The organism is Dactylosporangium sp. CA-152071, assembly GCF_050936335.1.
In the GTDB taxonomy this organism is placed as follows: domain Bacteria; phylum Actinomycetota; class Actinomycetes; order Mycobacteriales; family Micromonosporaceae; genus Dactylosporangium; species Dactylosporangium maewongense.
This window is the reverse complement of record NZ_JBNJMZ010000001.1, coordinates 4,305,132-4,320,275: the sequence shown is the minus strand read 5'-3', so window position 1 is coordinate 4,320,275 and position 15,144 is coordinate 4,305,132. Positions and strand designations below refer to the sequence as shown.

Genomic DNA, 15,144 nt, shown 5'->3' with positions numbered 1-15,144 from the left:
CGGCTAACCGACGCTGGGCCGATCAGAATTGTCGGGGGTACGTCTTACGCTGTTCGGGACAACCCACAGCGTCGTGGGTGAGGGGAGAACAGACCGATGAACCGGCCCACGGCAACGGTGCGCACTGCGGTCGCCGAGCCAACGATCGAGGACGACGAGTTAGAGCAGCCAGTGCCCAACGCTGAGCACCTCGTCGCCGAGGCGGTAGTCCTCGCAGCAGCGCAGGACACCGATCCCACACTCGTCGCGCACTACTGGCGACTCGTCCCCGACGAGGAGCTGGCCAGCTGCCAGGTGGCGAAGATGGTGGCGGCCACCCGGTCGCACCTCGAGCTCGCCCAGCAGCGGGTGCCCGGCGAGCTGAAGCTCCGCATTGGGCTCAGTGTGACCGGCGGCACATCGCTGGAGATCGTGACCGACGACATGCCGTTCCTGGTCGACTCCGTCACCAGCGCGCTGTCGGCCCGCAATCTCGACGTCAACCTGCTCGTCCACCCGCTCGTCGTGGTGCGCCGCCAGCCGCTGGGCGCACTGGAGGAGATCCGGGGCGGGGTGGAGCCCGAGGACGCCGCCCCCGGCGACATCGTCGAGAGCTGGATCCGCATCGAGATCGACCGCATCCGCGACGAGCAAGACCTCGAGATCGTGCGCACAGACCTGGCCCGCGTGCTCAACGACGTGCGCGAAGCGGTCGAGGACTGGCCGAAGATGCGCACCCAGGCGCTCACGCTCGCCGACGAGCTCGGCAGCGCGCAGCTGCCGGTGCCCGACAAGGACATCACCGACTCGGTGGAGCTGCTGCGCTGGCTCGCCGACGACCACTTCACGTTCCTGGGCTTCCGGCAGTACAAGCTGGTGAAGGGCGAGCACGGGGAGGACCTGCTGCAGGCCGTCCTCGGCTCCGGCCTGGGCATCCTGCGCGCCGACCAGCCGCACCCGCGGGTGCTGAGCTCCATGACCGCCGAGGCCTACGCCAAGGCTCTGGAGAAGCGCCTGCTGATCATCACCAAGGCCAACTCCAGGGCGACTGTGCACCGCTCGGCGTATCTGGACTACGTCGGCTTCAAGATCTTCGACGCCGACGGCAACGTGACCGGCGAGAAGCGCTTCCTGGGGCTGTTCTCCTCCGCGGCGTACCGCACCAGCGTGCAGGACCTGCCGGTGGTCAAGCGCAAGGTCGCCGAGGTGGTGGAGCGTTCAGGCCTCTCGCCGCGCTCCCACTCCGGCAAGGACCTCATGGAGACGCTGGAGACCTACCCGCGCGACGAGCTCTTCCAGATCACCACCGACGAGCTCTACCGCTCCGCGATGAGCGTGCTGCGCCTCGCCGGCCGGCGGCAGCTGCGGCTGTTCCTGCGCCGCGACGCCTACGGCCGGTTCATCTCCTGCCTGGTCTACCTGCCCCGGGACCGGTTCACCACCGCCAACCGGCTGCGCATCCAGCAGATCCTGCTCGCCGAGCTCAACGGCATCGGCGTCGACTACGCCACCCGGGTCGGCGAGTCGAAGTTCGCGCGGGTCCACTTCATCGTGCGCACCGAGCCCGGCAACCCGCCCGGCGACATCGACGTCGACGACCTGACCGAGCGGCTGTCGGAGGCGACCCGCCTGTGGGACGACGACTTCCGGCTCGTGCTGGAGCGCAAGCTCGACGACGAGCACCAGGCGAAGGATCTCTACCAGCGCTACGGCACGGCGATCTCGGAGACCTACAAGGACGAGCACACGCCGTTTGAGGCGGTGAAGGACGTCGCGAAGCTGGAGCTGCTCGACGAGCCGGGCCAGCTCGTCATGCACGTCTACCGGCGCCGCCAGGACGAGAGCGACATCCGGTTCAAGGTGTATCGCTACGGCGAGCCCATGATCCTGTCCGCCGTCCTGCCGGTGCTGCACTCCCTCGGCGTGCGGGTCACCGACGAGCGGCCCTACGAGGTCGTCCGCTCCGACGGCACCATCTACCTCTACGACTTCGGCCTGCAGCTGCCCGCCGACTCGCGGGCGATCGCCGAGGTGCGGCCCCACCTGGAGAACGCGTTCTCCGCCACCTGGCGCGGCGAGGCCGAGGTCGACAACTTCAACACCCTCGTCATCAAGGCCGGCCTCACCTGGCGCGAGGTCGTCGTCCTCCGCGCCTACGCCAAGTACCTGCGCCAGGCCGGCACGGTCTTCTCGCAGGACTACATGGAGACCACGCTGCTGCAGTACCCGGCGATCGCCTCCAAGCTGGTGGCGCTGTTCGCGGCCCGCTTCGACCCGCGGCTGCAGCTGTCGGAGGAGAGCCGCGCCGTGCAGTCCAAGGAGCTGGTCTCGGCGATCCACGCCGACCTCGACGAGGTGACCAGCCTCGACCAGGACCGCATCCTGCGCTCGCTCCTGACCCTGATCCAGGCGACGCTGCGCACGTCGTTCTTCCAGCGCGGCGAGGCGGGCCGGCCGAAGTCCTACACGGCGTTCAAGCTCGACCCGCAGTCGATCCCCGACCTGCCGGCGCCCCGGCCGAAGTTCGAGATCTTCGTCTACTCGCCTCGGTTCGAGGGCGTGCACCTGCGCTTCGGCTCGGTCGCCCGCGGTGGCCTGCGCTGGTCCGACCGGCGCGAGGACTTCCGCACCGAGATCCTCGGCCTGGTCAAGGCCCAGATGGTGAAGAACGCGGTCATCGTGCCGACCGGCGCCAAGGGCGGCTTCGTCCTGAAGCAGAACCCGGGCGACCGCGACGAGGCCGTCGCCTGCTACCAGCTGTTCATCTCCGCCCTGCTCGACGTCACCGACAACCTCGACGGCGGCAAGGTCGTGGCACCGGCCGACGTGGTCCGCCACGACCCCGACGACCCGTATCTCGTGGTCGCCGCGGACAAGGGCACCGCCACGTTCTCCGACATCGCCAACGAGATCTCGGTGAAGTACGGGTTCTGGCTGGGCGACGCGTTTGCCTCGGGCGGCTCCGCCGGCTATGACCACAAGAAGATGGGCATCACCGCCAGGGGCGCCTGGGAGTCGGTCAAGCGGCACTTCCGCGAGCTCGGCGTCGACACCCAGACCACCGACTTCACGGTCGTCGGCGTCGGCGACATGTCCGGCGACGTCTTCGGCAACGGGATGCTGCTGTCCCGGCACATCCGGCTCGTGGCCGCGTTCGACCACCGGCACATCTTCATCGACCCCACGCCCGACGCCGCGACGTCGTTCGCGGAGCGGCAGCGGCTGTTCGAACTGCCCCGCTCGTCCTGGGGCGACTACGACAAGTCGATCATCTCCGCCGGCGGCGGGGTCTACCCGCGCACCGCGAAGTCGATCCAGCTCACCGCGGAGGCGAAGGAGGCGCTGGGCATCCCGCCGTCGCTGACCTCCATGACGCCCAACGAGCTGATGCACGCCATCCTCGCCGCCCCCGTCGACCTGTTCTGGAACGGTGGGATCGGCACCTACGTCAAGGCCACCGGCGAGTCGCACGCCGACGTCGGTGACAAGGCCAACGACTACCTACGGGTCAACGGCCGGGAGCTGCGGGTCAAGGTCGTCGGCGAGGGCGGCAACCTCGGCCTGACCCAGCGGGGCAGGATCGAGTTCGCGCTCGGCGGCGGCAGCATCGCCACCGACTTCATCGACAACTCCGCCGGCGTCGACTGCTCCGACCACGAGGTCAACATCAAGATCCTGCTCGACCGCGCGGTTGCCGCCGGCGAGCTCGACCAGGCCGAGCGCAACCCGCTGCTGGCCCAGATGACCGACGAGGTCGGCGAGCTGGTCCTGCGCGACAACTACGACCAGGCCACCGCGCTGGGCAACGCCCGCGCCCAGTCCCGCTCGCTGCTGCCGGTCCACAAGCGGCTCATCGCCGACCTGGAGCGCCGCGGCCAGCTCGACCGGGCCCTCGAAGGGCTGCCGACCGACGAGGAGCTCGACTCCAGGGCGGCGCTCGGCGTCGGCCTGACCTCACCCGAGTTCGCCGTCATGCTCTCGTACGTGAAGATCGTGCTCGAGCACGAGATCCTCGACTCCGGGCTGCCCGACGAGGAGTGGACCAACGAGGTGCTCGTCGGCTACTTCCCGACCGCGCTCCGCGAGCGCTTCGTCGAGTCGATGGCGGAGCACCCGCTGCGCCGCGAGATCGTCACCACCGCCGTCGTCAACGAGGCGGTCAACCGCGGCGGGACGTCCTTCTTCCACCGCGCCTCGGAGGAGACCGGCGCCGGCTCGGCCGACGTGCTGCGGGCCTCCGTCGTGATCCGCGAGGTGTACGGGCTGAACGCCCTGCGCGCCGCCGTCGAGGACCTCGACAACCAGATCCCGACCGAGTCGCAGACCGAGGTCTATCTGGAGATCCGCCGGCTGCTCGACCGCGCCGTGCGCTGGCTGGTCTCCAACCGGCGCCTGCCGATCGACGTGCCCGGCGAGATCGCCCGGCTGCGGCCCGGCATCTCGCGCCTGCTCGGCGAGCTCGACACCCTCTTCCGGGGGCGCGAGCGCGACGTCCTGACGGCCAACACGGCCCGGCTGCGCGACCTCGGCGTGCCCGAGGAGCTGGCCGAGCAGACCACCCGCATCATGTACGGGTTCGGCCTGCTCGACATCGTGGAGGTCGCCTCGCAGACCGGCCGCGAGGTCAACGAGGTCGCGACGGTCTACTACGTGCTCTCCGAGCGCTTCCGCATCGACAACCTGCTGTCGAAGATCTCCAACCTGCCGCGCGAGGACCGCTGGCAGACCCTGGCCCGCATGGCGCTGCGCTACGACCTGTACGCGGCGCTGGCGGCCCTGACCGCGGAGGTCCTCAACGGCACCGCCCCCTCCGACGACGCGGAGGCCCGGGTCGACGAGTGGGAGCAGAGCAACGCGACGTCGATCGCCCGCACCCGCAACGCCATCGGCGAGTTCGCCGAGTCCCCTGGCGACCTCGCCGCCCTCTCCGTCCTCCTCCGCCAGATCCGCACCCTGGTCCGCGCCTCCGCCGCCTGACCCGCCTCATGATCCGGAAGACTTTTTGTCGCTCTAGCAGCAAGAAGTCTTCCGGATCATCGGGGGAGTTATCCACAGGCGCCAGCTGAGGCTTCCCGCGGCGGTGGGGTGGTCGCAGGCTGGGGTAGGTGTGGGATGAGCTGGTCGAGGCGCAGGCCGGGGTCGTGACCCGCAGCCAGGCGCTGGCGGCGGGCTGGACCCCGTCCGCGATCCGCGCCCACCTCGACGCGGGACGCTGGTTGCCGGTCCACCACGGGGTCTACCGGACCTTCACCGGCGAGATGCCCCGCCGCGCCTTGCTCTGGGCGGCGGTGCTCGGTGCCGGCCCGGGCGCCGCGCTGAGCCACCGATCGGCCGCCGAGCTGCACGGACTCGTGGACGGCCAGTCCGACCCGATCCACGTCACCATTCCGGGCAACCGTCGGATCCGGCCGCTGCCGGGCGTGGTCGTGCATCACCGGGCCCGGCTCGTCGGCACGGTCCACCCTGGTCCGGCCCTCCGGCGCACCCGGGTCGAGGACACGGTGCTCGACCTGGCCGAGCAGGAGCGGCGCCTCGCATCGGCGATCGGATGGCTCACCGCGGCGTGCAGCCGCGGCCTGACCACGCCTGATCGGCTGGCGGCCGCGCTGCGCCGTCGCAAGAAGATGCGCTGGCGGCGGCTGCTGGAGGCGACGGTCGACGACGCCGCCGTGGGCGCCCGTTCCGTGCTGGAGCTGCGCTACCTGAAGGACGTGGAGCGGGGGCACCGCCTGCCCACCGGCCGGCGGCAGGTCCGTCGACGGCAGGCGGGCACGACGCAGTACCGGGACGTCGAGTACAGAGCATTCGCCACTGTCGTCGAACTCGACGGCCGCGCCTATCACCCCGACGAGCACCGCCGGCGCGACCAGCGGCGTGACAACACGACGGCCTCCGACGGGCAGCGAACGCTCCGCTACGGCTGGGCGGACGTGGTGGCGCCCTGTGTGACCGCGATCCAGGTCGCGCGGGCGCTCCGCGCCGGCGGCTGGCGGGGCAGGCTCCAGCCGTGCCGCCGCCCCGACTGCCCGGTGCGCCGCACCACTCGCCGCCGACCCTTGTCATGATCCGGAAGACTTTTTGTCGCCAGGGCGACCACAAGTCTTCCGGATCATGGGGGAGGTTAGGCGGCGAGGCCCAGGGTTTCGGCGGCGGCGCGGCCGTTGGCGTGGCTGGCGCCCCAGGTGGTGATGAAGGCGCGGGCGTGCGCTGGGCGCCAGGAGGACGGCCAGCCCATCTCGACGACGGTGACGGGGTGGGCGGCGGCCAGGGTGTCGACCAGGGTGCGGGCACCCGGCAGGCGGTGGACGTTGCGGCCCACGACGACGATCGGGCGGGCGCCGGCCCTGGCGCGCAGCTCCTCGGGGGCGGTCTGCTCGGCCACGACGCGGATCTGCTCGGTGCCGTTGACGTGCGGGCCGAGGCCCCACGGGACGCGGCCGGCGGCGATCGACGACTCCGACTCCAGCTGGACGATCAGCGGGGCGTCGGAGCGGTCCACGGAGCCCTCGATGCGGACGGCGCTGAGCGCCGCCGGGTACCCGAGGCCGGGCTCCTCCCGGTCGGTCCGGTCGCCCTGGCGGGTCCAGTCGGACAGGGCCTGGACGCGGGCGACGGCCTCCTCCAGGCGGGCCAGGGGCAGGCGGCCGTCCTGGACGGCGGTGACGATCTCGTCGACGCAGGCGAGGGTCAGCTTCTCGTCGACCTCGGCGCCGATGCAGAGCAGGTCGGCGCCGGCGGCGAGGGCGAGGACGGCGCCCGCCTGGGTGCTGCCGGCAAACCGGGCGGCGCCGAGCATCTCCAGGGCGTCGGTGACGACGACGCCGGTGAAGCCGAGCTCGGTGCGCAGCAGGTCGACGAGGACGGCGCGGCTGAAGGTGGCCGGGGCGTCGCCGGTGAGGGCGGGCACGCGGATGTGCGCGCTCATGATCGACTTGGCGCCGGCCTCGACGGCGGCGACGAACGGGGGCAGCTCGCGGCCGCGCAGCTCGTCGAGGGTGATGTCGACGGTCGGCAGCTCGAGGTGCGAGTCGGCGAGGGTGGCGCCGTGGCCCGGGAAGTGCTTGGCGCAGGCGGCGACGCGGGCGCTCTGCAGGCCCAGCACGGCGGCGGCGGTGTGCGCCGCGACCAGGTGCGGGTCGGCGCCGAAGCTGCGGGTGCCGATGATCGGGTTGTCGTCGGCGGTGTTGACGTCGACGGTGGGCGCCAGGTTCAGGTTGAGGCCCAGCTGGTCGAGCTCGGCGCCGATGGTGCGGTACACGCGGCGGGTGATCGCCGGGTCGCCCAGCGCGCCGAGTGCGGCGTTGCCCGGGTACGGGCTGCCGAGCCGGTGCGCCAAGCGGGTGACGTCGCCGCCCTCCTCGTCGATCGCGATGAGCACGCCGTCGCGGGCCGCGTGCAGCTGGGCGGTCAGCGCGGCGACCTGGTCGCGGTCGACGATGTTGTAACCGAACAGCAGGTGACCGGCCATGCCCTCGCCGAGCAGGTCGACGGCCCAGGCCGGGGCCTGCGCGCCCGGGAACGCGCCGAGCAGCGTGCCCAGCGCCAGCCTGCGGAGTCCTGGATCGTTCGCCACGGTGTTCCCCCCTCAGCGCGAACCAGTGCGAAACTGATGCGCTATCCACGATCGTAGGAGCATCTTGACCAGATGTGCGTAGGCCGTGTGGGTGGTGTGACCGTACGCTTTCCGGTATAGGTTGCCCGAGGCAATCTAATAGGAAAGTTTCTTAAATACTAGGGGTGTTCGTCACCATGAGTTCTGCTCGCCTTCCAGGCACCCCGAGGTTGCTGCGCGCGCTCAACGACCGCGCCGCCCTCGAGCTGCTGCTGAGCAAGGGACCACTGACCCGCGCGCAGCTCGGGGAGCTGACCGGGCTGTCCAAGGTCACCGCATCGCAGCTGGTGGAGCGGCTGGAGGAGCGCGGCCTGGTGGCGCGCGTCGGCGAGCAGGCGGGCGGCCGCGGGCCGAACGCCCAGATGTACGCCGTGGTGCCCTCGACCGCGTATGTCGTCGGCGTCGAGGCCGGCCCGCAGCACGTGGTCGCCGGCGTGGCGGACATCACGGGCAAAATCGTCGGGCGGACCGACGTCTCCATCGGCGAGGGGGACGACCCGGTCAAGGTCGTCCACGCCGCCGTGGTCGAGGCGGCCGCCGAGGCCGGTGCGCCGATCGAGCGCATCCGCCGCATCGTGCTCGGCACGCCCGGCCTGGTCGACCCGAAGAGCGGCGAGATCACGTTCGCGTGGGACCTGCCGCGCTGGCACCGGGGGCTGCTCACGGCCCTGCGGGAGGACCTCGGCCGGCCCGTCGCGTTCGAGAACGACGTGAACCTCGCCGCCATCGCCGAGCAGCACAGCGGCGCCGCGATCGGGGCGAAGGACTTCGTGCTGGTCTGGCTGGACCGCGGCGTCGGCACCGCCGTCGTGCTCGGCGGGCGGCTGCACCGCGGCAGCGTCGGCGCGGCCGGCGAGATCGGCTACCTGCCCGTGTCGGGCACGCAGGTCAGCCGCGACGCGACCCGCCGGGCGAAGAGCGGCTTCCGCATGCTCACCGACGCGGCGGCGGTCAAGACGGTCGCCAAGTCCCACGGGTTCAAGGCCGCCGGTGCGGGCGACGCCATCAGAGCCGCGATCGCCGCCGGTACCGACGGCAGCCCCTTCCTCGACGAGCTGGCCCGCCGGATCTCCCTCGGGGTGGCCTCGGTGGGGCTGGTGCTCGACCCTGAGCTGGTCGTCCTCGCCGGCGAGATCGGCCAGGCGGGCGGCGCGGACCTCGCGCAGCGGGTGCAGCACGAGGTCGCCGCGATCGCCGTGGTGTCGCCGCGGGTGGTCGCCACCGAGGTGTCCAGCGAGCCGGTCCTCAACGGCGCCATCCTGACCGGCCTCGACGCGGTCCGCGAAGAGGTCTTCGGCGACACGGCCTGACCGCCCTCGACGCGGTCTTCGGCGACGCCGCCTGATCGCCGGCCGGCGCCTCAGTCGGCGTCGCGCCGGCGCCTCAGTTGGTGTCGCGCCGGCGCCTCAGTTGGTGTCGCGCCGGCGCATCGAGGCGAAGGCGCCGGCCAGCACGACCGCCACGACCGCGCCGATCACCAGGCCGCCCTGCTGCCAGCTGCCCCAGAAGGTGTCCTGCGGCACCACGCAGCCGGACTCGGTGCAGTACCCCGACGTGCCCTGGAACGTGTAGGACTTGTTCAGCCAGGCGGAGACGTAGCTGGAGAGGCGGTACTTCTCGGAGTGGTCGGTGCCGCCGATCAACCCGAAGATGATGATCGCTCCGAGCTCGTAGATCAGCAGGTACGCGATGCCGACGCCGAGCGCCGCGGACGTGTGCCGCCCGATGGAGGCGATCGCGAAGCCGAGCGCCGTGCCGGCCATCGTCAGCAGGATCACCCGCAGGGCCGTGATCAGCAGCGACGACCAGTCCGCCAGGCCCATGGTGCTGACGGTGTCGTTCGTGGCGGCCACGGCGACGAACGCGCCCGTCCAGACCGCGAGGTACACCACCGCCACCAGCGCCATGCCGGCACAGGCCGCGATCAGCTTGCTGCCCAGGACGGCGCCGCGGCGGGGGGCCCAGAGCAGCAGGTTGAGCATGCCGCCGGAGCTCCACTCGACGCCCACGAACGACGCGCCGAGCACGAAGCCGGCAACCGTCAGCACGATCGCCGCGGTCGTGAACAGCTCCGGCCACTGGCGGGCGAACGAGAAGCCGTAGTCGAGCATCGAGTCGGCGGTGGGGCGGGGGCCGTAGTCGCAGTTGCGCGGGAACTTCATGCCGGCCGGGCCGGTGCGCACGCCGCTCTGCACGTCCTCGCACAGCGCGACGTTCTCGTCGTAGATCGCCGCGGCGGACGCGGCGCGCTCGGTGGCGGTGCGGTACTCCTCGCTGGACGGGTTGCTGCGGGTCAGTGAGAACCCGAACGTCAGGAAGGCGAGCAGGCCGGCGATGAGCACGAGGGTCACCAGCGTGACCCGGCGGCTGAACAGTCGGGTCCACTCGGCCCGCAGCAGCTGGTTCATGCGGGCCGTCCGTTCTCGATGATCTGACCGTTGTCGTTTTGCGGGTGTTGTACGGGTATGTCCTGCTCAGGCCAGTCGGAGTTGTCGACGGGGCGGAACTGCCCGCGCTGGGGCCCGCCCCCGGTGAGCTGCAGGAACGCGTCCTCCAGCTGCTGGACCGGGGCGAGCTCGCGGACCCACAGGTCGTTGACGCCCAGGGCCCGCGAGACCCAGGCCGGGTCGGCGAGGTCGTGCACGATGATCTGGTCGCCGGACAGGGTGACCTGCGCGCCGGCGTCGGCCAGCACCTGCGCGGCCCGCTCGGTGTCGTCGACGCGGACCCGGTACGTGCCGCGGTCGTTGGCGGCGAGCACCTCCGACACCGGCCCGGCCGCGACCCGCCGGCCGCGGGAGATGATCGTGACCGAGTCGCAGATCTGCTGGATCTCGGCGAGGATGTGGCTGGAGATCACCACGGTCGTGCCGCGGTCCGCCTGCTCGCGGAGCAGGTCGCGCATCTCCCGGATGCCGGCCGGGTCGAGGCCGTTGTTCGGCTCGTCGAGGATCAGCAGCTCGGGGTCCTTCAGCAGGGCGGAGGCCACCGCGAGGCGCTGCCGCATGCCGAGGGAGTAGGACTTGACCTGGTCCTCGGCACGGTTGGCGAGACCGACCTGGTCCAGCACCACGTCGACGCGCTGCTTCGGTACACCACCCGCCTTCGCCAACACGCTCAGCGTCTTGTGGCCGGTGAAGTTGCCGAAGAAGGCCGGCGCCTCGACGATCGCGCCGACCCGCGACACGACCTGCGGCAGTGCCCTCGGCACCGGCTGGCCGAGGATGCGCATGTGACCGGACTCGGCGCGCAGCAGCCCGAGCAGCGTCTTGAGCGTGGTGCTCTTGCCGGATCCGTTGGGTCCGAGGAACCCGTGGATCTGGCCCTGGTGGACCTCCATGTCGAGGTGGTCCAGTGCGACGCGCGGCTTGCCGAACAGTGTCTGGTAGGTCTTCACCAGACCGGCGATTTCCAGTACGGCACTCATCCCCGCGCACGATACGGCTTTTGCCCTGAGCGTGGGGGGCCGGACCTTCCGCGCTTCGGGCACGTGGTTGGATTGGGCCGTGTCAGATGACCTTGTCATCGCGGTGGACAAAGCGACGGTGACCCGCAACCGGTCCGATCTCATCCGATCGGTGAGCTGGCAGGTGGAGCTCGACGAGCGCTGGGTGGTGCTCGGCCCCAACGGCGCGGGCAAGACCACGCTGCTGAATCTCGCCGGGGCGCGGCTGTACCCGACCCGTGGCACGGTGACCGTGCTCGGCGAGCGGCTCGGTCGCACCAACATCAACGAGCTCAAGACCCGCCTCGGGTTCTCCTCGGCCGGGCTGCAGCTGCCACCCGACGAGACGGTGCGTGACGTGGTCGTGACCGCGTCGTGGGCGGTCGTCGGGCGCTTCACCGAGCGGTACGACCGCATGGACGAGGCTCGGGCGCAGGCGCTGCTGGAGCAGTTCGGCGTCGGCGCGCTGGCCGACCGGCTCTACGGCACCCTGTCGGAGGGCGAGCGCAAGAGGGTGCAGATCGCCCGGTCGCTGATGGTCGACCCGGAGCTGCTGCTGCTCGACGAGCCGACCGCCGGCCTGGACCTCGGCGCCCGCGAGGACCTCGTGCGGCGCCTGTCGGCGCTGGCCGCCGACCCCGACTCGCCGGCGATCGTGCTGGTCACGCACCACGTCGAGGAGATCCCGCCGGAGTTCACGCACGCGCTGCTGATGCGCGACGGCGGCGTCGTGGCGCAGGGCCTGCTGCACGAGACGGTGACCGCCGAGAACCTCTCCGCGGCGTTCGGCCTGCCGCTGCGACTGTCGATCGTGGACGGTCGCTACCACGCTCAGGCGGCCTAGAAAACTGTCGTACCCCAGCGGTACCGTTCGATGTAACTGAACGGGGGGTTCGACGGTGGCTGATCCAGTTGTTGATCCACCCGATGATCCTGGCCCTGGTCCGGACCCTGTGCCGGTGCGCCGGACCCGGGTCGCGCGGCTGGTCGCGTGGGTCGTGGTGCTCGTGGCGGTCATCGTCGTCGCGGTCGTCGTGGTCGTCGACGTCGGGCCGCCGTCGGAGGCCGACCTGCGCCAGCGTGCCATCGGCGGGCGCGGCGAGCTGCTGATCGGGGTCAAGGACGACACCCCGGGCGTGAGCCTGCGCGACAGGACCACCGGCGAGTATGCCGGTTTCGACATCGACATCGCCTATCTCGTCGCGGGCGATCTCGGGTTCCGCCCCGACCAGGTCAAGTTCCTGTCGATCGAGACCGAGGACCGGGCCAGGATGCAGGCCCGGTCGGGCGACGGCAAGTTCGTCACCGTCGACCTGGTCGTGGCCAGCTTCAGCATCACCAAGGAGCGGTCCGAGCAGCCGGGGGTGCGCTTCGCCGGGCCGTATCTGAGCACCCAGCAGTCGGTGGTGACGCTCAAGGCGCACAAGCCGGTCAGCAGCCTCGAGGACCTGCGCGGCGAGCGGGTCTGCACCCTGGCCACCTCCACCTCCAGCGAGGTCGCCAGGTCCGCCGGCGTGACCCTCTCGGGCAAGAACGAGATCAGCGCCTGCGTCGCCGGGCTCAAGGCGGGTGAGTTCGACGCGGTCACGACCGACGCGGCGATCCTCGCCGGCTTCGTCGCGGAGGACGGCGGGCAGACCCTCGTGCACCACGACGTCGGGCTCACCGGCGACGAGCGGTGGGGGATCAACTGCGGTGACAACGAGGCCTTACAAACCCTGGTGAACCTGTACCTGTACCGCTCGGCGCACGACGCCACCGACCGGCGGTGGGAGCAGGCGTATGACAAGTACCTGCGCAGCGAGCAGCGGTTCAGCCCGAATCAGCAGGTGGCGATCGACCACCAGCCCGAGGTGCCGAAGGTGGACGTCCGTCAGTGGCCGTGGGAGAGGTAGGCGACCGGCAGTGGCTGCTGCCGTTGCTGCCCACGTTCCCGATCGTCCTGCTGGTGCTGCGGCTGTGGTATCTCAGCCGGCAGAACGTGCAGACCATGCTGCTCTTCGTGCAGTACGTGAGCCCGCTGGGCCTGCTGAGCACGCTGGTGATCGCGCTGCTGTGGGTGTTTCCGGCGATGCTGCTGCTGACCCGGGTGCTGGGCGCGCTGCTGGAGCTCAGCGACCCGGCCGCCGCGGCGACGTCCCGGCTGGCCGCGGCCGCCCGGCGGATCCCCGACTGGGTGGTCGTCGTGGCGCTGGTGATCGGCGGGCTGACCTGGCAGCTGCGGTTCCTGCCGCTGCTGGTCATGGTCGCGCTGTCGATCCTCGGCCTGGTCGTGCGGCAGCGGGCGGCCGGCGTGGGCGCGGCGGCGGCCGCCACGGGCGTGGTGCTGCCGTTCGTCGCGGCCGTGCTGGAGTACGCGTTCCTCGGCCCGGCTATCGTCGCGGCGCTGCGGGAGGGTGAGCCGGTCACGTTCGTGCTGCTGGCGCTGCCGCCGCTGGTGACGCCGCTGCTGACCGGGCCGGTGCCGGCGTGGGCGGCGCGGGCCGTGACGCACTGGCCGGCCGTGGTGGCCGCGTTCGCGGCGCCGTTCCTGGTCGGGGTCGTGTTCCTGCGCGCCCCGATCCTGCCGACGGTCGCCGTCGACACCGACGACGGGCTGCTCGTCGGCTCGGTGATCACCGTCGACGACCGGATGATGACGCTGCTCGACACGAGCGGCACCGTCCACTTCGTCCTCAACGACAGCGTCCAGGCGAAGGTCCTCTGCGACGCGGGCGACCGGCCGCCGGCCAGCACCGTCGACGCGCACGGCTGGTCGGTGGAGCAGACGGCGCTGAGCTGGATCGCCCCGGCCCGCCGGCCCACCCCGCCCGACCCCCGCTGCGAGGGCCGCCGCTGACCTGCCCTCCGTACCGGTCGCGCCTTCCCGCTGGGTTGACGGTCTTGGTGGTCGCTGTCCACGTGCGGGGATCCGTCGAGGGCGTCGTTCGGCGCTTCCACACCGTCGTTGTCTTTCACAACCAGTCCACATCCCACCGACCGCCGCCGCAGCACCTGCCGTCGTTGGTTTCACGACCCGTGCACGTCGCACCGACCGCCGATGTCGCACTCGCGCCCTGGGCTTCACGACCAGCGCAACGCACCCTGACCGCGGACTTGGCCGCCGCTGCGGTCTTTCTCTGTGAGGCGGTCGTGGCCGTGTCGACCGTGATCGAAGTCACGGGGTGGCTGTGCGGGCGGCCAGGGCTGGCCTTCGATCATGGTGGCGGGCGGCGCTCGTGGGTGCCGTGCGTGCCGTGATCGCGGTTCGCCTCGTGATCCCGTGCGGTTCTGGTGGTCCTGGCGGTCCTGGCTACCAGAACCGCACGGGATCATGAAGTGAGGGTCAGGCGAAGTTGGGCTTGCGCTTCTCGATGAAGGCGGTCATGCCCTCGTTCTTGTCGTCGGTGCTGAACAGGGCGGCGAACAGCTGGCTCTCCCAGGCCAGGCCGGAGGCGAGGTCCATGTCCAGGCCGTTGTCGACGGCGAGCTTCGCGGCGCGCAGGGCGAGGGCCGGGCCGTGGACGAACGGCTCGACCATGGCCTTCGCCGTCGCGTACACCTCGGCGGCGGGGACGACCTTGTCGACCAGGCCGATCGTCAGCGCCTCGGGGGCCTTCACGAAGCGTCCGGTCATGATGAGGTCCTTGGCGCGGGCAGGGCCGATGAGGCGGGCCAGGCGTTGCGTGCCGCCCGCGCCGGGAATGACGCCGAGAGTGATCTCCGGCTGGCCCAGGGTCGCGTCCTCGGCGGCGACGCGCCAGTCCGCGGTCAGGGCGAGCTCGCAGCCGCCGCCCAGGGCGTACCCGTTGACGGCCGCGACGACGGGCTTCGGGATGCGCGCGACGGCGTCGAAGGCCCCGGTGAGCGCGGTGGCCCTGGCGGCCATCTCGGAGTAGCCCATTCCGGCCATCTCCTTGATGTCGACGCCGGCCGCGAAGACCTTGTCTCCCCCGTACAGGATGACCGCCCGCACCGAAGGATCCGTGGTCGCGGCCGCGGCGGCCTCGCGCAGCTCCTCCTGGATCTGGAGGTTCAGCGCGTTGACCGGCGGCCTGGAGAGGCGGATGGTGCCGATACCGTCTTCGATCTCCAGCTGGACCAGCCTGGTGTCGCCCACTGTGTCTCC

10 protein-coding genes are annotated in these 15,144 nt (G+C 71.2%); 6 read left to right on the top strand and 4 right to left on the bottom strand.

All coding sequences use genetic code 11. From position 1 onward, the window contains the following. Positions 1 to 96 precede the first annotated feature (96 nt). Entirely contained in the window at positions 97 to 4,956 is a 4,860-nt protein-coding gene (locus tag ACQEVZ_RS19295; RefSeq protein ID WP_433368324.1) for an NAD-glutamate dehydrogenase, read from the top strand. A 128-nt stretch (positions 4,957 to 5,084) separates the two neighbouring features. Next, positions 5,085 to 6,044, top strand: a complete 960-nt coding sequence (locus ACQEVZ_RS19290) for a type IV toxin-antitoxin system AbiEi family antitoxin domain-containing protein (protein ID WP_433368321.1) — start codon at positions 5,085 to 5,087, stop codon at positions 6,042 to 6,044. 56 nt (positions 6,045 to 6,100) lie between these two features. On the opposite strand, the gene ACQEVZ_RS19285 is transcribed toward ACQEVZ_RS19290, so the two are convergent. Continuing rightward, positions 6,101 to 7,552 carry a glycoside hydrolase family 3 protein gene (locus tag ACQEVZ_RS19285; protein ID WP_344510187.1) on the bottom strand — a complete coding sequence of 484 codons (1,452 nt, stop codon included), beginning with the start codon at positions 7,550 to 7,552 and terminating at the stop codon, positions 6,101 to 6,103. 176 nt (positions 7,553 to 7,728) lie between these two features. On the opposite strand from ACQEVZ_RS19285, the gene ACQEVZ_RS19280 reads away from it, so the two are divergent. Continuing rightward, entirely contained in the window at positions 7,729 to 8,901 is a 1,173-nt protein-coding gene (locus tag ACQEVZ_RS19280) for an ROK family transcriptional regulator (protein ID WP_344510185.1), read from the top strand. 96 nt (positions 8,902 to 8,997) lie between these two features. Here ACQEVZ_RS19280 and ACQEVZ_RS19275 read toward each other — a convergent pair whose 3' ends face one another. Continuing rightward, entirely contained in the window at positions 8,998 to 9,999 is a 1,002-nt protein-coding gene (locus ACQEVZ_RS19275) for an ABC transporter permease subunit (RefSeq protein ID WP_344510183.1), read from the bottom strand. After that, complete coding sequence (locus ACQEVZ_RS19270) at positions 9,996 to 11,018, bottom strand: ATP-binding cassette domain-containing protein (RefSeq protein ID WP_433368314.1); 1,023 nt, start codon at positions 11,016 to 11,018, stop codon at positions 9,996 to 9,998. Before ACQEVZ_RS19270 ends, ACQEVZ_RS19275 begins: the two co-directional genes overlap by 4 nt. Before the next feature lie 31 nt (positions 11,019 to 11,049). On the opposite strand from ACQEVZ_RS19270, the gene ACQEVZ_RS19265 reads away from it, so the two are divergent. The 3 genes from ACQEVZ_RS19265 to ACQEVZ_RS19255 all read left to right on the top strand — a co-directional run bounded on the left by ACQEVZ_RS19265 (position 11,050) and on the right by ACQEVZ_RS19255 (position 13,875). Further along, positions 11,050 to 11,880: an ABC transporter ATP-binding protein gene (locus ACQEVZ_RS19265; protein WP_433368311.1), complete on the top strand. Its 831-nt coding sequence runs from the start codon at positions 11,050 to 11,052 to the stop codon at positions 11,878 to 11,880. A 115-nt stretch (positions 11,881 to 11,995) separates the two neighbouring features. Beyond that, on the top strand, positions 11,996 to 12,931 hold the full coding sequence (locus ACQEVZ_RS19260; protein ID WP_360568180.1) for a transporter substrate-binding domain-containing protein: 936 nt from the start codon (positions 11,996 to 11,998) through the stop codon (positions 12,929 to 12,931). Then, on the top strand, positions 12,913 to 13,875 hold the full coding sequence (locus ACQEVZ_RS19255; protein WP_433368306.1) for a hypothetical protein: 963 nt from the start codon (positions 12,913 to 12,915) through the stop codon (positions 13,873 to 13,875). The genes ACQEVZ_RS19260 and ACQEVZ_RS19255 overlap by 19 nt, the downstream gene beginning before the upstream one ends. Before the next feature lie 486 nt (positions 13,876 to 14,361). Here ACQEVZ_RS19255 and ACQEVZ_RS19250 read toward each other — a convergent pair whose 3' ends face one another. Beyond that, positions 14,362 to 15,135 (bottom strand): enoyl-CoA hydratase/isomerase family protein, encoded by a 774-nt coding sequence (locus ACQEVZ_RS19250; RefSeq protein ID WP_433368303.1) that lies wholly within the window; start codon positions 15,133 to 15,135, stop codon positions 14,362 to 14,364. Positions 15,136 to 15,144: the final 9 nt, after the last annotated feature.